The organism is Streptacidiphilus sp. EB129, assembly GCF_041262645.1.
Classification (GTDB): Bacteria; Actinomycetota; Actinomycetes; order Streptomycetales; family Streptomycetaceae; genus Streptacidiphilus.
This window is the reverse complement of record NZ_JBGCCS010000060.1, coordinates 1-19,259: the sequence shown is the minus strand read 5'-3', so window position 1 is coordinate 19,259 and position 19,259 is coordinate 1. Positions and strand designations below refer to the sequence as shown.

General features: G+C 70.5%; 19 protein-coding genes and 1 pseudogene. 12 read left to right on the top strand and 8 right to left on the bottom strand.

Translation table 11 applies throughout. From position 1 onward, the window contains the following. Positions 1–197: 197 nt before the first annotated feature. On the bottom strand, positions 198–419 hold the full coding sequence (locus ABH925_RS35535) for a hypothetical protein (RefSeq protein ID WP_370155298.1): 222 nt from the start codon (positions 417–419) through the stop codon (positions 198–200). A gap of 109 nt (positions 420–528) precedes the next feature. Next, positions 529–1,449, bottom strand: coding sequence for a hypothetical protein (locus tag ABH925_RS35530; protein WP_370155296.1), 921 nt, complete (start codon positions 1,447–1,449; stop codon positions 529–531). A 779-nt stretch (positions 1,450–2,228) separates the two neighbouring features. Between ABH925_RS35530 and ABH925_RS35525 the strand changes: the two genes are divergently transcribed. Then, positions 2,229–2,645, top strand: a complete 417-nt coding sequence (locus tag ABH925_RS35525) for a peptidase inhibitor family I36 protein (RefSeq protein WP_370155295.1) — start codon at positions 2,229–2,231, stop codon at positions 2,643–2,645. A gap of 982 nt (positions 2,646–3,627) precedes the next feature. Here the strand turns inward: ABH925_RS35525 and ABH925_RS35520 are convergent. Beyond that, positions 3,628–4,449 (bottom strand): alpha/beta fold hydrolase, encoded by an 822-nt coding sequence (locus ABH925_RS35520; RefSeq protein WP_370155293.1) that lies wholly within the window; start codon positions 4,447–4,449, stop codon positions 3,628–3,630. Between the two features lie 124 nt (positions 4,450–4,573). Continuing rightward, entirely contained in the window at positions 4,574–5,239 is a 666-nt protein-coding gene (locus ABH925_RS35515) for a DUF4097 family beta strand repeat-containing protein (protein WP_370155292.1), read from the bottom strand. A gap of 618 nt (positions 5,240–5,857) precedes the next feature. Here ABH925_RS35515 and ABH925_RS35510 point away from each other — a divergent pair. The 6 genes from ABH925_RS35510 (at position 5,858) to ABH925_RS35485 (ending at position 11,896) form a co-directional block, all read left to right on the top strand. Beyond that, complete coding sequence (locus ABH925_RS35510) at positions 5,858–6,088, top strand: hypothetical protein (RefSeq protein WP_370155289.1); 231 nt, start codon at positions 5,858–5,860, stop codon at positions 6,086–6,088. Positions 6,089–7,213: 1,125 nt separating this feature from the next. Further along, a complete protein-coding gene (locus tag ABH925_RS35505) occupies positions 7,214–7,477 on the top strand; it encodes a hypothetical protein (protein WP_370155287.1) in 264 nt (87 codons plus the stop codon). Then, the gene (locus tag ABH925_RS35500) at positions 7,474–7,869 is read left to right on the top strand and encodes a hypothetical protein (RefSeq protein ID WP_370155286.1); all 396 of its coding nucleotides are present in this window, start codon (positions 7,474–7,476) and stop codon (positions 7,867–7,869) included. The genes ABH925_RS35505 and ABH925_RS35500 overlap by 4 nt, the downstream gene beginning before the upstream one ends. Before the next feature lie 738 nt (positions 7,870–8,607). Further along, positions 8,608–8,889: a LysM peptidoglycan-binding domain-containing protein gene (locus tag ABH925_RS35495; RefSeq protein ID WP_370155284.1), complete on the top strand. Its 282-nt coding sequence runs from the start codon at positions 8,608–8,610 to the stop codon at positions 8,887–8,889. 1,658 nt (positions 8,890–10,547) lie between these two features. Beyond that, positions 10,548–11,150, top strand: a complete 603-nt coding sequence (locus ABH925_RS35490; RefSeq protein ID WP_370155281.1) for an HAD family hydrolase — start codon at positions 10,548–10,550, stop codon at positions 11,148–11,150. Positions 11,151–11,635: 485 nt separating this feature from the next. Continuing rightward, on the top strand, positions 11,636–11,896 hold the full coding sequence (locus ABH925_RS35485) for an integration host factor (RefSeq protein WP_370155279.1): 261 nt from the start codon (positions 11,636–11,638) through the stop codon (positions 11,894–11,896). Positions 11,897–11,923: 27 nt separating this feature from the next. On the opposite strand, the gene ABH925_RS35480 is transcribed toward ABH925_RS35485, so the two are convergent. Next, entirely contained in the window at positions 11,924–13,150 is a 1,227-nt protein-coding gene (locus ABH925_RS35480) for a PP2C family protein-serine/threonine phosphatase (RefSeq protein ID WP_370155277.1), read from the bottom strand. Between the two features lie 255 nt (positions 13,151–13,405). Between ABH925_RS35480 and phoU the strand changes: the two genes are divergently transcribed. From phoU to ABH925_RS35465, 3 genes are all read left to right on the top strand, one after another. After that, a complete protein-coding gene (gene phoU, locus ABH925_RS35475) occupies positions 13,406–14,077 on the top strand; it encodes a phosphate signaling complex protein PhoU (protein ID WP_370155274.1) in 672 nt (223 codons plus the stop codon). A gap of 890 nt (positions 14,078–14,967) precedes the next feature. Continuing rightward, the gene (locus ABH925_RS35470) at positions 14,968–15,792 is read left to right on the top strand and encodes a hypothetical protein (protein ID WP_370155272.1); all 825 of its coding nucleotides are present in this window, start codon (positions 14,968–14,970) and stop codon (positions 15,790–15,792) included. Between the two features lie 103 nt (positions 15,793–15,895). Next, positions 15,896–16,417 (top strand): NUDIX hydrolase, encoded by a 522-nt coding sequence (locus tag ABH925_RS35465; protein WP_370155270.1) that lies wholly within the window; start codon positions 15,896–15,898, stop codon positions 16,415–16,417. Here the strand turns inward: ABH925_RS35465 and ABH925_RS35460 are convergent. After that, on the bottom strand, positions 16,342–16,683 hold the full coding sequence (locus tag ABH925_RS35460) for a glycosyltransferase (protein ID WP_370155269.1): 342 nt from the start codon (positions 16,681–16,683) through the stop codon (positions 16,342–16,344). The two genes, ABH925_RS35465 and ABH925_RS35460, sit on opposite strands and share 76 nt — an antisense overlap. 351 nt (positions 16,684–17,034) lie before the next feature. Here ABH925_RS35460 and ABH925_RS35455 point away from each other — a divergent pair, with 351 nt between their 5' ends. Further along, positions 17,035–17,235 (top strand): hypothetical protein, encoded by a 201-nt coding sequence (locus tag ABH925_RS35455; protein WP_370155267.1) that lies wholly within the window; start codon positions 17,035–17,037, stop codon positions 17,233–17,235. A 725-nt stretch (positions 17,236–17,960) separates the two neighbouring features. Next, positions 17,961–18,479, top strand: a pseudogene (locus tag ABH925_RS35450) (transposase); the annotation flags it as partial. On the opposite strand, the gene ABH925_RS35445 reads toward ABH925_RS35450, so the two are convergent. Both ABH925_RS35445 and ABH925_RS35440 read right to left on the bottom strand, forming a co-directional pair. Then, the gene (locus ABH925_RS35445) at positions 18,430–18,630 is read right to left on the bottom strand and encodes a transposase (protein ID WP_370155314.1); all 201 of its coding nucleotides are present in this window, start codon (positions 18,628–18,630) and stop codon (positions 18,430–18,432) included. The pseudogene ABH925_RS35450 and the gene ABH925_RS35445 sit on opposite strands and share 50 nt — an antisense overlap. A 121-nt stretch (positions 18,631–18,751) precedes the next feature. Then, the gene (locus ABH925_RS35440; protein WP_370155265.1) at positions 18,752–19,192 is read right to left on the bottom strand and encodes a transposase; all 441 of its coding nucleotides are present in this window, start codon (positions 19,190–19,192) and stop codon (positions 18,752–18,754) included. Positions 19,193–19,259: the final 67 nt, after the last annotated feature.

Genomic DNA, 19,259 nt, shown 5'->3' with positions numbered 1-19,259 from the left:
GCGGACCAGTGCCAGGCGTTGCCCAGCGCGTGCGGGCCCGTGCCACTGAGCTCGCGTACCGTGCTGGGTGACACCTGTTCGGGCCTGGGGCCAGGGCGCGGAGCGGCCCTGGCCCCAGGCGATCGGTGTGTCGTTGCGGAGTTGGGCCGTGTCCTGTCGATCAGTTGTGCTCCGATCTTGTTCGCCAGAATCCGCGCTCAGTCGTCTTCGGGCAGGTGGAAGTAGACCGTCCCAGACCGCCAGGGTCCGTGCTCAGTCGTCTCCGACTCGATGACGACGTCCTGAACCTCGACTGGGCCCAACGCTTCGATCGAGTCGGCAAGGCTCCGCAAGAGCGCCGGCATGCTGTCGCAGCCCGGACCTGGAGGGTTGGCCTGGGAGAAGTGGCGAACGGTCCAGTACTCCGGCGTGCTCGTCATGGGCTTGATCGTAAGACCCGCTCGTGCCCGGCCAAAGATGTACGGGGCTGCGAGGTCGTTGAGCAGGTGCCAGATGATGACCAGGAGCGAGTGACCGACACGGTTGGCATCAGCCGGTGAGGCGGCGTTGCCAGTCCAAGGGGGTGACGGTGATGGCCCGCTGCGGATTGCCGTCCCACTCCACCGTCAGCCCGGTCGCCTCGATGGCCGCCACGACCTCCCTTCCGATCGCCGCCGTGGTCTCGGCTGAACCGTCGAACCCGCCGTACAGGAGCGCGCGGCCCTGCCCAGCAGCGACCGCGTCCGTGCACTGGTGGTGGAAGTACACGAAACCGCGCGCCCCCGGCGCGGCCTGGGCACCGATCTCCGTCTGTCCGCAGGTGCGGCAGCAGGTGAAGTTCTCCCGGGCCGTGATGCCCGCCGCCTCCAGCGCGGTGAAGGCGAGGGTGACGCGTTCCGGGTCCGTCTCGCCCGCCCAGAGGGCCTGCTCCTCGACTCGCTCCAGCCAGAGCCGGTCGGCCAGCAGCCTCGCCTGTGCGGGCGAGACGGGTCTGCGGTCAGGCGAGACGAGGTACTCCTCAGCGAGTTCGGCCAGCTCCGCCCGGGTGGCGTACCCGCCGGCGATCACCTCGCGGATACGGGCCTCAAGTAGCTCACGCTCCCCGTCCTCCAGATCCAGCGCGGGCACCGGAGCCAGGACCGGTCCCAGGTCCAGCAGCTCCCAGGCGATCCCGGCGTCCCAGTCGTCGTTCAGCCGGGCCCAGCCGGTCATCGCCGCGATCACCGACTCAGGTCCCTCGATTCTGGCCTGGAAGTGTCGGTCGGGCGCGCCGTCGCGGTGCTCCAGGATGTAGCCCTCCCCGGCCCGGTGCAACACCTGGATGTAGATGTCGGGCAGGTCCGGTATCCGCTCGACGACCAGGAACGTGTCGCCCCGGTCGCCGATCCGGCGGACCAGCGCGGCGAGATCGGACGCGGCCACCGGATGGCAGCGCTGACTGTCTTCCCTCTGCACGGTGATCGCAAGCATGGAGCACACTCTGACACGCGCCCCCGACAACCCAGCCGACGTCCGGCCACCGACAGGCAAGCAGCCCAGCATCGGGGATCCAACAAGCCAGCCACGACACGCGCGCTCGCCCGCCTCGATGCCATCGCCGTCCGCCAGGGCCTGCACGGCCAGGGCACAAACCCGCTCCCGACCGCAGCGCGACTACCCGGAGCTCCTCGACCGCCGCAAGACCCCGAACGCATCGCAGCCAACCGAGACCACACCCCGACACCCGCCCCCACAACCCGCCCACGACCCTCAAACACCACCTGACCCAACTCCCCCACCCGACGCCCACGAAAGCAGGCCACCCCACCAAGGCACGGCCACCCCGGGGCAAGCGCCGTGCCGAACCCCGCCCCGAGCCGCCCAGCCAACCCGACCAACACCCAATGAACTGACCACCCAACCCCACCTGCACCGATCCCAACAACTCCACGAAAGTCACCCACAAACCACCCACCCACCTACCTGATGACACCAGGTCAGACCACACGACCACCCGTCATGACCACCGGGCGCGGACAACTGCGCACAGTGCAGGTACACCGGCCGGCTCTTCACTGACTTCTGTGAGCAACGCGAGCCAGCGCTCCGAGGTCGCAGCGGGGTTTTGACCGCCTGGGGTGCCCGGGCCGCTGCCGCGTGGCTCAGGCCCGCACGCGCTGGCCAACGTCAGCACTGGTCCTCGGGTAACGGGACTGTTGGCCCGCCAGCTGAGGAAGAATCAAGGGACCTGACATCACTGGAGGTTGCACATGACACTCACAAGCGGCGCGGCCCAGCTGTTCGTCGACGAGAATTACGCCGGTGCCAGCATGATCCTGGCCGAGGGTGCCTACAACATCGAGCGCCTGGACGCCCCGGACGCCGTGGGCAACGACACCGTAAGCTCCCTGACGGTTGTCCCCGGCTACCAGGTCACCGTCTACACCGACGCCGACTTCGGCGGGGACAGCACGACTTTCACCACCGACACCCCCTACGTTGGTGACGACCTCAACGACAAGATCTCCTCCGTCGTGGTCGTCAAGACGACGACGGCCAGCAGCAGCGGCTTCACGGGTGCGGCGGACCTCGGGGGAAGCAGCAGGGCGCTCTTCCAACTCGAAGCCGGCTTCACCAACACTACCGGCGCGTTGCAGGGTGACACGGGATCCACCGCCCTGTTTTGATCGTTTAGTGGGCTTCGGGTTGGTGGACTGTCGCAGGGCGTGCTGCGGTCGCTGGTGGGGTTGTCCGTCTCCGGGATAGCCCTTGCAGGCTCGCTGAGCGGGCAGAACACCCGCCCGCTCCCGTAGGGCGCGCGCACCCTACTGCAGGGCATACGACACCCCATACGGCATCCCAGTGGGCAGGGCCTACGGCACGGCATACGGCGTCCCGGCCTTGCCCAGCGGCATCCCGCGGCGAGCGATTCCACTGCGACCCAACTGTCGCCGAGGACTCGCGGTGTCAGGTGTCGGAGGATTCGGTGGTGGCCTTCTCCAACTCCCGGAGAAGCACCGCGCGGCTGGCCGCTCGCATGTCGGCAACGTCCTCGTCGCGGAATGTGCGGGCCGGCTCTTCCTGGGTGGGGCAACGGCGTGGGTTCACGCCCCGGCACCAAGGGACAGGGGCTGACCCGCACGTCCCAGCAGTCGTTGAACGCCAGCGAGAGCAGCGCGCAGGCGCGGCGCAGTGGTACCCGGGCTCGCTGCATGGCTATCTGAGTGTCGTAGGCGCGTTCTGGCCCGGTCGCCTGGATGGGCCCAGGACTGAGCACCCACTGCCCCGTCGTCATCGCACCCACCACCCCGGCGACAGCCCCAGCCGACACCAAACGCCAGCCCACGACAGCGAAGAACACCCACCATGCCACTCTCATGACAGCAGCACCCAAATCCCCAGGGCACAGCTGACCAGCTAAGACGGCACCCTAGCTGACATACCGTCACTGACGGCACGCCCACTGACACCAGACCGGCATGTCGCAGGCGAGCGGGCGCCAGCGGCACGTGGAGCGGTTCGAGCATGAACATGGTCATCGAAGCGCCGAGAGCACTTCTCGATGTCCGGATGCTTAGTCAACGACGGTGGCGGCACCCCTGTGTCCAGCGACGTCCCGGTCGGCCGCCTCCCAACGGCCGCCTCCCAACGGCCTCCGCTCACCTGGGCTCAGAGCCGGGCTTGGGCCTGGTCGGCGATGTCGCGGACCGAGTCGGCGATGGTCACGAACTCCTTCTTGAGGATCGCTCCGTGGTTGGCGGCGACCTTGACGCTCGTGATGTTCGGGTTCCGGGTGGTCACCCCGTCGAGGCTGGTGCGGATCCGCTCCTGCTCGTCGCCCTTGCTGCCGAACGACGTACCCGAGGCGACCACGAAGCGGGTCGCGACGCTGATGTTGTCCAGGACCGGGCCCAACTCGCGCTCCCGGGACAACCGGCCGAGCTCGATGTTGCTCTCCGCCTGCTCGGCCGCGCTCATCCGCGGGGTCAGACCGGTCGGGCGCAGCAGCGGGGTGAACCAGCCCATGCGGCGGAAGAGCTTGCGGATCCGCTCCTCCATCGCCTCGTCCAGCCAGTCGTAGGGGTAGGCGCCGTCGACCAGCACCGCGCCGATCGCGCGCTCGGGGTTCCGGCTCGCCCAGTGGGCCGCGACGAACGCGCCGTAGGACCAGCCGGCCACCAGCGCCCGCTCCACGCCGCGCGCGGCGAGGACCGCGTCGACGTCACGGACAGCGGCCTCGAACGAGTAGTCCTTCGAGCGCCCTGACCTGCGGCCGCGGGCCCGCTCGTCGAAGGTGATGTGCCGCCACTGCTGCGTGCCGAGCTCCGCGATGACGCGCCGCCAGTAGCCCTGGGTGGCGAACTGGCCGTTGCAGTAGACCACCGGGACGCCGGCGCCGCCGGTGTCGGCGGCGGCCAGGGCGGTGTCGTGGACCGGCACCATGCCGCTCCACGCCACGTCGGCTGAAGAGCTGCTGGTGTTGTTCGTCATGATGTTCCCCTTGCGTCTCGTGGCGGATCTGTGGTGCGGGACCGGGTGGCCGGCCGGGCCGTGGGCGTTCAGCCGTGGACCCGGCCGGCGGTGATCGTGGCGCGGGCGGGCGTGTTCGCCGGGGTCACAGGCTGCGGGCGGTGATGTCGCCCATGCCGGTGGTGGCCCGGATGTCCAGCACGGCGGTGCCGTCGTTCTTCAGCGCGTTGCTGACCCGGCCGTGACCGGTGCCCGCGTCCAGGGATGCCGAGGCGCCGGCGGCGGCGCCAACGGTGATGTCGCCCATCTCGGTGCGCAGCACCACCGCGCCCCGGCTCGCCTCACCGATCTTGATGGCGCCGCGGGCGGTGCTGATCTGGCCGGGGCCGCTGAGGCTGCCGACCTCGACGTCGCCGTCGACGGCGGTCAGGCGCAGGCTCGCGGCCTCGTCGACCTTGATCTGCTTGTAGGCGCCCTCGAAGACGACGTCGCCGAGGCGGCCGACACCGCGGAACTCGGTGCTGGCGGTGTGCGCGTCGAGGTGGGAGCCGGACGGCACCTGGACAGTGACCTCGACCGACCCGGTCGGGCCGAAGTACTGGTTCTTCGGCCCGGCGGCGCGGATCGTCAGGACCCCGTCGGCGAACTCGACCGCGACCTGCTCGGCAGCCCTCACGTCCCGGCCCTTGCCGGGGTTGCTCGGCCGGACCTCGACCGTGGCGTCGTGACGGTCGGCGGCGATGACCTGGATGCGACCCGCGGGGACCTCCACAACGGCGGAGACCGGGGCGGCGGTGGCGAACTTCTGCATCGTTCTCTCCTTGCGTGCACTGTGTTTCTGACATCGAGAACGCTACGTTGCATTCGCACAACTGGCAACAACTCCGCTGCACCAGATCAGCGTTCTTGCAGGCCAAAGGCCAAATATCGTTGCATCGAGTGAGAACTTAACGCAATGAAGGCGCGCCCCGCGTTGCATTGACATGGAAGTGAACGCTACCGGTGCGAGGCTGGTACCTCTCGAAAACGGGGTGCTGGGAGGCCCGCACAGCGCCTGGGCGCCAAGGCGGGTCCGGGACGTACACCGCCACCCGACACGGCAGGGGACGCGCCGACCACGAGGCGCGGCGAGCGGGCGCCAGCGGCACGTGGAGCGGGCCGAGCCCGTTCAGGGCGGCCACCGCGTTTCGCAGGAGCACGCCCCGGCCGCAGACCGTGCAGAATCCCGGTCCCCCCGTCGCTGCCGCAACCCCCGGACAGCCCGGCGCCCCAGACGAGCCGAGCGCCTATCCCGCTGCCGTGCGCCCACGCCGCGCGAGTCCCGCGAGAAGGTCCCACAGGATCCAGACCCCAGACTTAACGAACCGTCGGATCCTCTTCTCCACCGGCCGACGGCGTGGGCGCAGAGCCGGTCTCCAAGGAGACGATCGTGACCAAACCCAACACCGACCAGCAGCGAGCCAGGGAGCCGCAGCAGCCCGATGGCATCGGCCACCACGAAGCACTCAACCGGGTGCGCGAAGACAAGCAGCACGAGCCGAGGATCAACTCCAGCGCTGTACTGACCGACTCCACCCTCACCGCCCTCGAAGCGGCCCACAGTGCGCGTGCATGGCGTGCCACAAGAGCACGGGCTTCGACGAGCGGGCGTTGCACCTGATCGACGTGAGCGGACGGACGCCTCGATCCCGTCCTGTGCTCCTCCCGCGCCAAAGCGATCGGCAACGCCGTCGCCCACATCCCCGCGCTCCCTGCCCCGGACCCCGATGACCCGGACACCATTGTGCCGTCGGCAGGAGTCGGGCGTGCCCCCGGACCGCCCCGCGTCCTGACCGCCCCGCCCGCACGCACCCTCACCGAGCCAGGTGGAACTCCCAAGCCGGGCAGTCGAGCTCGCGCAAAGGCGCGGACGGATCACGATTCGCAGGTGCCCTCTCTGCCGATGCCGGAGCAGACGGTAGCCCTCGGTCGCCCTCACCGGCGGCTCCTGCCGCACCCGCTGGCGACGCGAGCATTTCGCGGGAGAGAACCGCACCGGCCTGCACATCCCCGCGCACGGCACCGCCGAGCGCACACCACCAACCAGCCCGCGCAGCCACCACCAAAACCACCGACGCGCGCACCCGCCCGCCCTTACCCACCATCACCACACAGGACAACAGGAAGAGTGCGCGCACAGGGGGTTGTCAGAGTCCCCGCGAGGACATACAGGCCCCCTGGGCAGGCACGACGCCAAGGCCGGCCACACCCGCACAACCGCCCAACGGCCGGGCCTACGGCCCCCACTACGGACCGCCCTACGGCCCCCGATACGGCCCCCTCAACGACACACCTCCGGACCCCCTGGCAGACCGGGGAGCAGCCCGGCGCGGCCTGGTGCAGGCCCCGGACGCCAGCTGCCGGGGACGCCGGCCCCGTGACGTCCCGTCACCCGTGGACCAGGGCCCGGCGTTGCCCGGCGTGTACGGGCCTGAGCCATGCGGCAGCGGTCCGGGTACCCAGGCGGTCAAGAACACCGGACACACGCGCACCCTGACACCGGCCGCCGACTGCATGGGGCCCGCGCTTCTTCTCGAAGCGTGATCCAGGGGGCGCGGCAGGCTGGGGGCTGGCCGTTCACGGTCAAAGCCATGTGGGCGATGACGTTGTCCCAGAGGTCTTCCAGGGCGTCGACGGCGTCGTCCCAGATGAAGCGGACCTGCCGGTCCTGGACCCTGCGGGTTGTCGCGGTGGCACGGCTCGTCGATGACGTGAAGGTGTACGGCCGGTCCGCTATAGTGGCGCTATGGCGAAGACGACGATCCAGGTCGACACCGGAACACGCGACCAGCTGGCGGCGCTGGCGGCGGAGCAGGGCACCACCATGGGAGCCCTGCTCGCCTCCTGGGCAGCCGAGCACCCCACCTGTGAACAACGGGAGGAGCGTGTCCGCCAGGGCCGGGAAGCGATGCGCGCGCACACTCCCCACGCGCTCTCCGACGAGCAGCTCGACGCTCTGCCGAACGTCCTGGAGCGTCTGCGCGCGCTGGTCGGGGACGCCGCCGCGTGATCCTCCTGGACGCGACCGCTGTCCGCGCGTTCTGGAACGGGCACGCCGCGCTGACCCGGCTTGTCGACAACAGCACTGACGGCGCCACCCCGGTGCTCGTGCCGGCGGCGTGCCTGCAGGAAGCCGAGACCCATCTGCCCGGCAGCGGGCCCACGATCCTCGCCCAGCCCTGCATCCAGGTACTGCCGCTCGGCCAGGTCTCCGCCGTCGCCGCGGGCGTCCTGGCCCATGAACACCCCGAACTCACCACCGGACAGGCCCATGCGCTCCAGTGCGTCCTGCCAGACCTGTCGCACCCCGCCGGGCACGTCATCCTCAGCACCGAGCCAGATGCCTACCCCCATGGCGTCCCGGCATTCAGCATCGACCACCCCGGACTGCTCGGACCCTGACGCTGCACTGTGCCCAACGCGCCAGACGCCGCCGCACGCCCACAACCGCTGCCCCGGCACTCGGCATCTGACCCGTCAACGACGGGAGTGCCAGCCGTCCATGGGCGGCTGGCACTCGCCTCGTTGACAGCACCCCAACATGGGCAGGCGCAAGGCCGCTGGCAGGAACGTCCGACCGCGCCCAGGCCCCAAGACCCAGCACGGGCGCAGCGAACGCCGAACCGTTGCCCGGTGGCCGCTGACGGCACCGTGATGACCCTCGGAACGCGGCCGGCCGCACCCCTCGATCTCGCCCGCTGCGCCCTGGTGCAGCGGCGCAGCCTGGCGCCGGAAACCCGATCACCATCGCCCCGGACGTGTCGTATCCGGCCGCACTCGCGCTGACCGGGATCGGCTCGCTGGCGAGCGGCACCTGACGCGCGGTGAACGTCCAGCGCTGCCGCCACGCCCACTGCCAGGCCACCTGCGCCGAACGGCTCACTCCTGCGGCCCTCTCGTTCGCCGAGGCGATCCTCACCAGCACTGACAAGGAACCGTTCTCCCCGCCATCCCGGTGGCCCCACCCGCCTTCGCGTGCATGTAGATCCTGAGGCGCGGCGAGGCAGCGGGGCCGGTGCACCGACACCACTCGGCACACCGGCCCCCACCAAACGGCCACGAGGGACGGCCTCCCCCGGTCCAACGAGCAGCCAGGCACGCCGTCACGCAGCCGCTGGTGTCAGCGACGGTTCGGGCACGGTGACCCTCTTCGGTTCCGTGGCGGACCCGCAGACGGCCGCGAAGGTCATGGTGGCCGCGGTAAACGTCGCAGGCGTCTCCGCGCTGAACGCGGATACCTTCGACCCCCAGCCCCCGGCCACGTTCTACACGGTCCAGTACGGCGACAACCCGCCGAAGATCGCCGCGCAGCAGTACGGCGACCCCAGCCGGTCCGACCTGATCTACCAGGCCAACAGGCCGATGCTGCCCAGCCCCGACAAGCTCTACCCCGGGCAGGTGCTCGTGATCCCACAGCAGTAGCCGGCCCGCCACGGCGTACCCGGCCGGGCCGCCCGACACGCGTAGAGAGGCCACCTCCCACCACCAGGCGCGCCCATGCCCGCCCTCCCTTCACTCCGTCACGGGCCAGGCACAACCAGGGGGTGTCCGTCTCCGGGAGTGCCGTTGCGGGCCCGCTGAGCAGGCAGAGCACCCACCCGCGCCCGAGGGGCGCGCGCACCCTACGGCAGGACATACAACACCCCATACGGCACCCCAGTCGGCAGGGCCTACGGCACGGCTTGTGGCATCCCGGTGCTACTCCGATCGGGTGGCGCGGCGCGCCGGCTGCCGGGAGCAGGGGGCGGGGATCGAGGCAGCCTCCGTGGTCCCGGGTAGACCCGGGAGCAGCCCTGCGCGGCCTGGTGCGGGCGGCTGGACGCCAGCCGCGGGAGAGGCCCGCCCCGTGACGTCCTGTCACCCGTGGACCAGTGCCGGGGCGTTGCCCAGCGCGTACAGGCCTGGGCCGCTGAGCCGGCCTGGTCCCGGGGCCCCGATGTCCATCATGATGACGATCGAGATCCCCAGGTGGAGCCAGCATGCTGGAGCGAGGGCCTGTTGTTGTTTGAGTTCTGCTCCGTCAGCACGGCAGCGTGGAACCCTAGTCCGAGGTGTCGTCCTCGGGCTCCTCGACGCTCGCCGCCGCCCCGGAGGAGAGGCTCTTGGCGAGCTGCTCGGTGAGGGAATTGGACGAGGGGGCAATCTCGTCTGACATCTGGGCCCCTTCGCTGGTGACAGCGTGTTGTGGGCCTGTCACGTCTACGTGTGGTCCCATCATGCCGAAGAAGAGGGCAAGGACAGTGGAGAATCCCCAACTCGGCCGGGCCCGATGTCAGCACGAGGTGTTCCCGACGATGCGCGGTCACTCCCTGCGCCCCCTGGCTGGCAACGGATGGGCAGCGAGCCGAGCACGGCGCGCGACGACCGCCGTCCGACGGTCACCACACGAGGCGTTCGCGCACACAGGCCGCGCTGACGCCCCGCCACATCCCCGCGCACGGCACCGCCGAGCGCACACCACCAACCAGCCCGCGCAGCCACCGTCAAAACCACCGACGCGCGCACCCGCCCGCCCCTACCCACCCCACCCACCATCCACCACCACCCCACAGGACAACAGGAAGAGTGCGCGCAGAGGGGGTTGTCAGAGATCCCACGAGGACACACAGGCCCCCTGAGCAGGCGCAACACCGAGGCCCGCCAGATCCACACAACCACCCAACGGCCGGGCCTACGGCCCCCACTACGGACGGCCCTACGGCCCCCGCTACGGCCCCCTCAACGACACACCTCCGCGGCCCCTGGCAGACCGGGGAGCAGCCCGGCGCGGCCTGTGCAGGCCCCGGACGCCAGCCGCGAGAAAAGCCGGCCCCGTGACATCCCCTCACCCGCGGACGAGTGCCGGACGTTGCCCACCGCGTACGAGCCCGTGCCACTGAGCTCGGGTAACGCGCTTGGTGACGCCCCGCCCCGCCTGGGTCCCCGGCGCGACAGCAGCCCGGACATGCGCCATCCCGGGTGAGGCCCGAATTTCACCGGAAATGATCATGATTCGCTGGCGCTGACCGGGCAGGATCGTGGTTGTGCCCGCCGTCCTGCAAGAGCATCTGCCGGTACGACGGGGCGGCTATCGTCAGCGCATGCATCCAAAGGTGATCTTCTTTGACCTCGGGGGCGTCGTCTGCCGGTTCCATCGAGAGCGGCGGCTCGCCGCTCTCGGCGAGGCATGCGGGGTCACTCCGGAGCAGGTGGAGAGCGAACTCTACGCATCCGGGCTCATCTCGCGGTGGGATCTCGGCCTCGATAGCTCCTCGGAGATCCACCGCACGATTCAAAAGGAGCTGGGGTTTCCGGGGAACATCCGGGCGCTCCAGGAGATCTGGTGCCGTGCCTTCGACCCGGATCCGGAGGTGCTGATGCTGGTGGACAGCGTGCGTCCGCTCCGCACCGCCCTACTCACTGACAACGACCCCCTGCTCCTGGACGCGCTCCCGGATCTGCTCCCCCAGGTGGCCTCCCGTTTCGACGCCTTGCTCTTCTCCTGCCGCCTTGGGTCAACAAAGCCCGAGCCGACGGTATTCACCCAGGCAGTCGACATCATGAGCGCCGCCCCCGGGGAGGCAGTGTTCATCGATGACAGGGCTGACAACGTCGCTGCCGCCCGCGAGTTGGGGATCGCCGCGATCCACTTCCGCGACGCCAGCGCACTCGGTGCCGATCTGGCCGCACTGCTGCCCCGGTGATCATCGGCAACGCGTGAGCAGGTCGCGGAGCGGTTGCCTGACGGTCCGGCCGTGTCAGCGCTCACGTAATGGGGCCAGCAAGGCCGTAATCGCTCACGTAATGGGACCAGTGGATCGACGCCCGGGACGACGTCGCGCTCGTCGCCGTCAACGCCGCGACGGCGAACGCACAAGCAAAAGCAGCAGCTGGAGCTGGAGCTGGAGCAGGGTGGTCCACTCCGTGCGAGGGCAAGCACCGGTTCGCGCGGGGATCCGGAAGGACAGCAGCCGCTCGTCGTCCCCCGGTCCCATTACGTGAGCGCCCACACCTCATCAGAAGCCGGGATGATGCGTTCTGTGGTCCCTGCCCGCATGGCCGCCCGGCCAGCACGTTGGTCGGCGTGCGGGGCGGGGAATCATACTTTCGCCAGGTATGTCGAAGGGAGGCGGTAGTGGATCGGCACTTCCTGCACAGGCGTTCTCACCCCGCGGATCAGGCCGGGGGTGTGGATGCGGGGGAACGCGCGCGGGTGCTCGCGGAGCTGGCCGGCGGCAGGTCCCTGGCGCAGGTCCTGGACGGTGGCGCCGCGGTGGTGGACGCGCTGCCGGTGCGTGACCTGCTGGAGGCGCTGCCGTGGGTCGACGCGATCCACGCCGGGCAGCTGATGCACGAGCTCGGGATCGCCGAGCGCCGCACGGTCGGCGAGCTCAGCGAGCGGCAGCGCGGGCGCCTGCGGCAGCTTTTCGGACCCCCTGCCGTGGCCTGAACCGGGCCGGGGCCTGCCGCCTGCCGGTCACAGCTGGAGGACGACCAGGGCAGTGTCGTCGGTGACCCCGGCGGGCGGCAGCAGGTCCCGCAGGACCGCGTCGGCGAGGCTTTCGGGGTCGGCGCCCAGGTGGCGGGCCAGGGAGTGGGCCAGCTGCCGCAGGCCGGTGTCGATGTCCTGGTGGCGGCGTTCGACCAGCCCGTCGGTGTACAGCACCAGGGCCTCCCCGGGGGTGAACGCGGTGCTCGCCTCGGGGCGGGGGCCAGGCTCCGGGGAGGCGTCCAGGGGCGGGTCCAGGGCCTGGTCGAGCCAGGTGACGGTGCCGTCCGCGTGCAGAAGAGCCAGCGGGGGGTGACCGGCGCTGGAGTAGGTGATGGTGCCGGTGTCCCAGTCGATGAAGCACGTCACCGCGGTGGTGGACTCCGCGCCGTCCACGAAACCCGCATAGCGCCCCAGCACGTCCAGGGCCTGGGCGGGACCCTCGGCCACCCGGGAGGTGGCCGCGAGCGCGCTGCGCAGCTGGCCCATGACGCCGGCGGCCTCCAGGCCGTGGCCGACCACGTCGCCGACCGAGACCCCGACGCGGTCGCCGCCGACAAGGTCAGTGATGTCGTACCAGTCCCCGCACACGTTCAAAGCGCCGGTCGCGGGCCGGTAACGCACCGCCGCCCGGTGCCGCCGCAGCGGCCTGTGCTGCGGGAGCATCGACTTCTGCAGAGCCAGCGCCACCTCGCGCTCGCGGGCGTGGGCGGCGCGCAGGCGCTCGTTGACCTGCTGCAGCTCCCGGGCCCGGGTGTACAGCTCCGCCTCCAGCACCCGGTGCCGGCCGCCTCCGGGCAGACCGCGGGCGCGGATCAGCTCGGTGACCTCCTCCACCCGGTGCACCACCAGCACCACGTGCCCGCCCTCGTCCAGCACGGGAGCGTTGACCGCGCTCCAGTACCGCTCCTCCCACTGCCCTGGCCGCTCCACCGACTGCACGTCGTAGCGCTGCGGGGCCATGCTGTCGCGCTCCCCGGTGGCCACCACCCGCCGCAGCGACGCCTCCAGATTCCGCGAGCCGCCGGCGGGGTTGCCGGGACTGTCGGGGAAGACGTCGAACAGGTACCGGCCGATCAGCTGCGCACGGAGGCGGCCCGACACGCGCACGAACTCCCCGTTCGCGTCCGCGAACACCAGCTGCGGGGTCAGCAGCGCCACCATGCCCGGCAGCCCTTGGAACACCGCCCGGTAGTCGATGCCGGCATCCGTCACAAGCAGCCCCCTTCGCCCTGATCGATATCCCGCTTCGCTGCCGGGCCGGGCGGTGCCGGTCACGGGCCATATCGGGCTAAAAAGAACATTATCGCCGGTCCAGGCTTGACCGCTCCATCACGGCGGACCGGCCCGCGCAGAGGCCGGTCCATCCCGGAGGACGGGGCCTGCGGGTTCACTGCGATGATCTCCGGAAAGCCACTACAGGTGGCGCAGGACGACGCCGGGCCCAGGAAGGCCCAGGGAGGGAGCCGGATGCGCGCCGCCTATCGTGAGGAGCTCGCCGCCATCACCACCGGGCTGGAGCAGATGGCCCGGTTCGCCGCCTCGGCCATAGGCCGGGCCACCACCGCCCTGCTGGGAGCAGACCTGCAGCTCGCCGAGAGCGTGATCGCGGCCGACGACCGGCTCGACCAGCTCCAGCGCGACCTGGAGGAACGCGCCATCGCCGTCCTGGCCCGCCAGCAGCCTGTCGCCACTGACCTGCGCACCGTGGTAGCGGCACTGCGCATCAGCGCCGACCTGGAACGCTCCGGCGACCTGGCCCAGCACGTGGCCAAACAGGTCCGCAGGCGCTACCCCGACAGCGCCGTACCCAACGAACTGCACGCCACCGTCCTGGAGATGGGCCAGCTCGCGCAGCGCCTCATGGCCAAGGCCGCCGACATCATCGCCACCCGGGACCTCGACGCGGCCCTGCAACTGGAGCAGGACGACGACGCCATGGACGACCTGCACCGCGCCCTGTTCCGCCGACTGCTCGACGACCGCTGGCAGCACAGCGTCGAAGCCGCGGTCGACGTCACCCTCGCCAGCCGCTTCTACGAACGCTTCGCCGACCACGCCGTCTCCGTCGCCAAACACGTCATCTACCTCGTCACCGGCGAACACACCGACAACCCGCCACCAGGCACAGGCCCCGCATAGTCCCGAAACACCTCACTCCCTCGTCAACACCACCTCACCCGCAGGACAGGCGCGCAGGTGCCTGTCAACCTCCCCTCCCCGAGCACGCGGCACGCCGACTGCGGCAACGGCCCAGATGCCCGCCACGTCGCCCAGAAGGTGATCGGGCCTGCCGTGCGCGAGGCACGGGCCGCGGCGTGGTCCTGGGACCGCATCCCCGCCGCCCCCGGCGGATCGCCCAACGGTGAGACGCAACTTCGGCAGCGGCGAGTAGCAGTCACCGACCGGGCCGTCCTGCGGGACACCCCAGGATGGCTTCACCACGTGTCTGCGGCTCAGCCGGTCTCACAGTGTCAGCGCTCACGTAATGGGACCAGCAAGGCCGTAATCGCTCACGTAATGGGACCAGTGGATCGACGCCCGGGACGACGTCGCGCTCGTCGCCGTCAACGCCGCGACGGCGAACACACAAGCAAAAGCAGCAGCTGGAGCTGGAGCAGGGTGGTCCACTCCGTGCGAGGGCAAGCACCGGTTCGCGCGGGGATCCGGAAGGACAGCAGCCGCTCGTCGTCCCCCGGTCCCATTACGTGAGCGCCCACACACCGCGACGGCGGCGTCCTGGGCGCTGGGGAACCAGCGCAGCGGATGGCTACTGCTGTCGTGCTCGTGCAGGTAGCGGGTGCCGGTGACCGCCAGCCAACGCGTGCCCACCCGCTCCACCCGCCCGCCACCAGCCGCCGATGACGCACCCGAAGCACCGTCGCGTACTGCCGCCACCCCGCGACATCCCAGTGCGGCCACAGCCCGGGCTCCACCAGGGGCATCGCCAGGTCCGGACTCCCCAGCCGCACCGCCGGGTCCGCCGACGGCACCGCAGGCGCCCCGGGGCCGGGGCCGGCCTCCTGGGCCAGGTGCCCACCCGGCAGCGCGGCCGGGTCGATGAAGGCGACCAACCGGGCGAACTCCTCCAGCCCCGCGTCCCACGGCAGGACATCAGCTCCGCTGTCCGGGCGCAGCTCGGCGGAGTTCCGGCGGGCGGCCCGGAACAGGCGCGCCAGGTGCACCGAGGCGTAGAAACGCAGCTGCGCCAGCGCCTTGTCGGGGTCCTGGCCCGTCTCCAGCTCACGGAGGAAGAGCGCGACCTGCTGGGTCAGCTGGTCACCCAGCATCTCCACGACCCGGCGCGGCGTCGCCTCCTCCAGGTCCTCGCCGTCCTGCGCGTCATCCCCGCCGCGGCCTCCGGCAAGACCCTGGGCCGCCCGGCCGTGCTCACCGGGGACCGGGCGACCGATGCTGTCGAGGCCTACCGCGAGGGGGCCGCGGTGAAGGGCCTCGCCCGGCAGTACGGCGTCTCGCCCAGGACGATCCGCCGCGCGCTCGACGCCGCCGGCGCCCGCGACCTGCCCGACACCCCCGAGCTCCCGGGCGACACTGTCGGCGCGGAGCCCGCGCAGCAGCTGCCCGCGCCCGGCACAGCGGTGGTCCTCGATGTTCCGGGTCTGCTCGCCGACCACCTTCGGGGCAACGAGGACGCCGCCGTTCGCGAGGTTCTGCGGGCTGGCCGGACCGTCCGTCGCGGGCAGGGCTACTCGGTGCGCGTCGCTGCCCCGCTCGCGTTGCACCAGGTCGTGCTTGCGCAGTGCGCCGCCCTCGCCGGTGAGGGCGGCACCCCGGCCGGGCGCAAGGCGTGCCGCGCCTACGCCGATCGGATCGCCGGTGCCGTGCGGACATCTTGACCGGCGCCCATCGCCGTCAGGTCCTTCGGCGGTGCGGTGCATCGGGTGACGCTGGGTGCGATCGTGCGTCGGACGGTGCTCGGGGGGACTACTGTGGCTCGGCGTGACGAGCTTTCTGTGGCACCGCTCCTGGCCCGCTCCCGAGGTTCTGCCGGTGCGTCAGGTGTACGCGTGGATCGTGGACGAGGACGCCCGGGTGCTGCTGCTGGAGATGCCCGGCGGCTGGAACCTGCCGGGCGGCACCCCGGAGGACGTCGACCGCGACTGGCAGGCGACGCTGGAGCGCGAGGTGCTGGAGGAGGCCGACGTGGCGGTGCGCGATGTGGTCCCGATCGGCTACCAGGAAGTGCGGCCCGATGCCGGTGAGGCGTTCGCGCAGCTGCGGGTCGCGGCCAGGGTGGACCGGTGGCTCCCGTCGACGCCGGACCCGGACAACGGCCTGGTCTACCCGCGGGTGTGGGTGCCGCTGGGCGAGGCTGCCGAGCGGTTGGGGTGGGGTGGGCCGGGCCGGGCTCAGGCGACTGCCGCCGCCCAGGTTGCGCTGACGCTCTACGGTTTCGCCGCCGCGGCCCCGGTCGCCCAGGGCGACAGGGCGGCCAGCACCCCGGTGATGCAGTTCGTGTAGTCGCGTCCGGCGACCAGGTGTTCCCCGGCCTGCCGCAGTCGCGCGGCCTCGTTCGGGGGCGCGTTCAGGGCGCGGCCGATGGCCAGGGCCAGGGAGCGCGGGTCGTCCGGGGCGGCGCCGTAGCCGGTGGTGTTGTCGATGACGGTCTCGGCGAGGCCGCCGGCGGTGGTGGCCACGACCGGTCCGGCTCCGGCGGCGAAGGCTTCGAGCGGGATGCGACCGTGCAGATCGACGCCGCGCGAGCGCCCACACCCACGCTGGCGCACGCTGGAACTATGCGCAAGATCCTCGTTCCAGGCATCTGCGCGGCCCTATTGACCCTCGCAGCGTGCACTAGCACCACCCATACGGCGATCAACGCCCCCAGTCCCACCGACACCTCCACCTCCGCCCCTGCCACCGCCGACAGTAACTACCCATCAATCCCCACCCTTCCAGCGCAGCCGCCTGCCCCGACCGACACGCCAACTCCAACGCCGGAGTCCGTACCACCGACCGACACACCAACGCCGGAGCCCGTACCATCGCCCGACACGGTCACCTACGTCGTCACCGGCTCCAGCGGCGCGAACGTGATGTACGGGCCAGCAGGCAGCAGCAGCCAAGGCCAAACACCGATGAACATCACCCAGCCCCTCGGCACACCGTTGTACTACTCGATCTACGCCCAGCTCCAAGGCGGAGGGACCGTCTCCTGCCACCTCGAAGTCGACGGACAAGTCATCTCCCAGTCCACAGCCACCGGCGGCTACAACATCGCCATCTGCGAGATGATCGACCTCAACGGGCAGTGGAAGGACGCCAACGCCGCCCCCTGAACCCCGAGTTCATCAGTTGGCAGGCACACGGGTCGGTTGGATCTTGGGGCTGACCTGGGGGAATGGGCGTGAGGTGCCGTCGGGGTCGTGTGTCCACGGCCCTGTGATATGTATTGCCTGGTCAGGGGCTATTCGGGGGTCTGGAGGTCGCTCATCTTTGGCGGCATGGGCACTTTGCAGTCTGGGTGCGTCCACCACCTGGTTCGATCAACCCAGTGACCGGCGAGCGGTACCTGGGCGAGCACTACGCGGCCCGAACCCGGCGGCACGCGCGGGCAGTCGTCCGAAGCTTCTATGAGTACCACCGCGAGATGCACGGCCGGCCGCTGCTGAACCCCTTCCCGAAGGCCAGGCGAGCCGAGGACGAGCACCTCAACGCCCACCACAACCCGATGCAGCCCTTCCGGCACCCGGCCCGTCGGGCCCCTACCAGCCGAAGGAGCCCCGGCGGGCTCCGCGCGGCATTCCCGACCAGGCGTTCAACGAGCTGTTCGCGACGCTGTCCTCGCACCGCGACCGGGCCCTGGTCGCGTTCTACATTTCGGCCGGCCCGCGAGCCTCGGAACTGCTCGGGATGACCCGGGACCAGGTCAGCCCCGGGACTGCGGCCCTTCCGTGATCCGGATGCGCCCGAGAGCGTGTCCGGAAGATCGTGTAAGTCCGTGATGTGACAGTCTGGCCAGGGTCCGGTGTCCGGGCCTTTGGCCAGGCGGAACGGACGAGTGATGACGGACAAGACTGAATCGGTCGTTGGACCGGCCGGGGAGGCGTTGGTCGGCGAGGTCGTCGAGCGGCTGATGGACAGTGCTGATGCCTCCGGGACGGCCCTGCTGGGTGAGGGCGGGCTGTTGACGGAGATCACCAGGGCGGTGCTGGATCGGGCTCTGGACGCGGAGATGTCCGAGCATCTGGGCTACGAGAAGCACGACCCGGCGGGCCGGGGCTCGGGCAACTCGCGCAACGGGACCTCGGCCAAGACCGTGCTGACAGATGTCGGCGCGGTGACGTTGGCGGTTCCCCGCGACCGCAACGGGGACTTCGAGCCGCAGCTGGTGCCCAGGAACGCCCGGCGGCTGGCGGGGTTCAACGAGCGGATCCTGTCGCTGTACGCGCGCGGGATGAGCGTGCGCGACATCCGCTCGCACCTGGCCCAGATCTACGGGGTCCAGGTCAGCCCGGACCTGATCAGCAAGGTCACCGACGCGGTGGTCGACGAGCTGGCCGCGTGGCAGAGCAGGGCGCTGGACGGGGTCTGGCCGATAGGGCGGTGGCCTCAGCAGTACCGGGCACGGCGGCCTGCTCGGCCTCACGTGCCCAGACCCGCAGCGTCTCGTGGTTGACGCCCAGGTCCTTGGCAACCGAGGCGTACGTACGCCCCGGGCTCGCGCGGTACAGCGCGACGGCAGCGGCCCGGAACTCAGGGGTGCACTTCGACGTCCCCGACGGGAACTCCGGTCCTATGGATCTTCACGATCCAATGATCAGGGTGTCCTCGATCAAGACCCTGCTGGCCAATTCACACGGGGAGGGCGAGTGTCTGTCGTAGTGCGGTGAGGCGGGATGTCCAACTGCCGCCGTGTGGTGTGCCGGTGAGCCATGCGTCGACGCGGATGAGGTTCAGGGCCATCGCGGTGAGTATGTGCTGCAGGTGGACTTTGGGCTGGCCGCGGTAGCGGGCGTGGTGGACGTCGCAGCGGCGCGATGCCTGTGCCATCGATCCCTCGACGCCGGCGCGAGTGGCGTACTGATCGCGCCAGGCGTCGGTGGCCTGGTCGGCGCGGATGCGGCGCTGGGCTTCGAACTGGGGACGCGGGCGGAAGGTCAGGCCTCGGGGACCGTTCGTGGAGCGGGTGCACCGGGGCCGGTCGGGGCAGGGAAGGCAGTCGGGTGTCTTGAAGGTCACTTGGACGATCGGAAGGCCGTCCACGCTGGGGGCTTCCCCCCAATCGGTGGACATCACGGACACTGGATCTCGTGGATTCAGAGGAAGAGATGGCACCGATGGTGCACAAGTACTACTCAGC

What these genes read in the sequence shown, in the direction of transcription:
- ABH925_RS35535 (WP_370155298.1), bottom strand. Translation starts at nt 419, where the DNA reads ATGACGAGCACGCCGGAGTACTGGACCGTTCGCCACTTCTCCCAGGCC.
- ABH925_RS35530 (WP_370155296.1), bottom strand. Translation starts at nt 1,449, where the DNA reads ATGCTTGCGATCACCGTGCAGAGGGAAGACAGTCAGCGCTGCCATCCG.
- ABH925_RS35525 (WP_370155295.1), top strand. Translation starts at nt 2,229, where the DNA reads ATGACACTCACAAGCGGCGCGGCCCAGCTGTTCGTCGACGAGAATTAC.
- ABH925_RS35520 (WP_370155293.1), bottom strand. Translation starts at nt 4,449, where the DNA reads ATGACGAACAACACCAGCAGCTCTTCAGCCGACGTGGCGTGGAGCGGC.
- ABH925_RS35515 (WP_370155292.1), bottom strand. Translation starts at nt 5,239, where the DNA reads ATGCAGAAGTTCGCCACCGCCGCCCCGGTCTCCGCCGTTGTGGAGGTC.
- ABH925_RS35505 (WP_370155287.1), top strand. Translation starts at nt 7,214, where the DNA reads ATGGCGAAGACGACGATCCAGGTCGACACCGGAACACGCGACCAGCTG.
- ABH925_RS35490 (WP_370155281.1), top strand. Translation starts at nt 10,548, where the DNA reads ATGCATCCAAAGGTGATCTTCTTTGACCTCGGGGGCGTCGTCTGCCGG.
- phoU (WP_370155274.1), top strand. Translation starts at nt 13,406, where the DNA reads ATGCGCGCCGCCTATCGTGAGGAGCTCGCCGCCATCACCACCGGGCTG.
- ABH925_RS35455 (WP_370155267.1), top strand. Translation starts at nt 17,035, where the DNA reads ATGAACATCACCCAGCCCCTCGGCACACCGTTGTACTACTCGATCTAC.
- ABH925_RS35440 (WP_370155265.1), bottom strand. Translation starts at nt 19,192, where the DNA reads ATGTCCACCGATTGGGGGGAAGCCCCCAGCGTGGACGGCCTTCCGATC.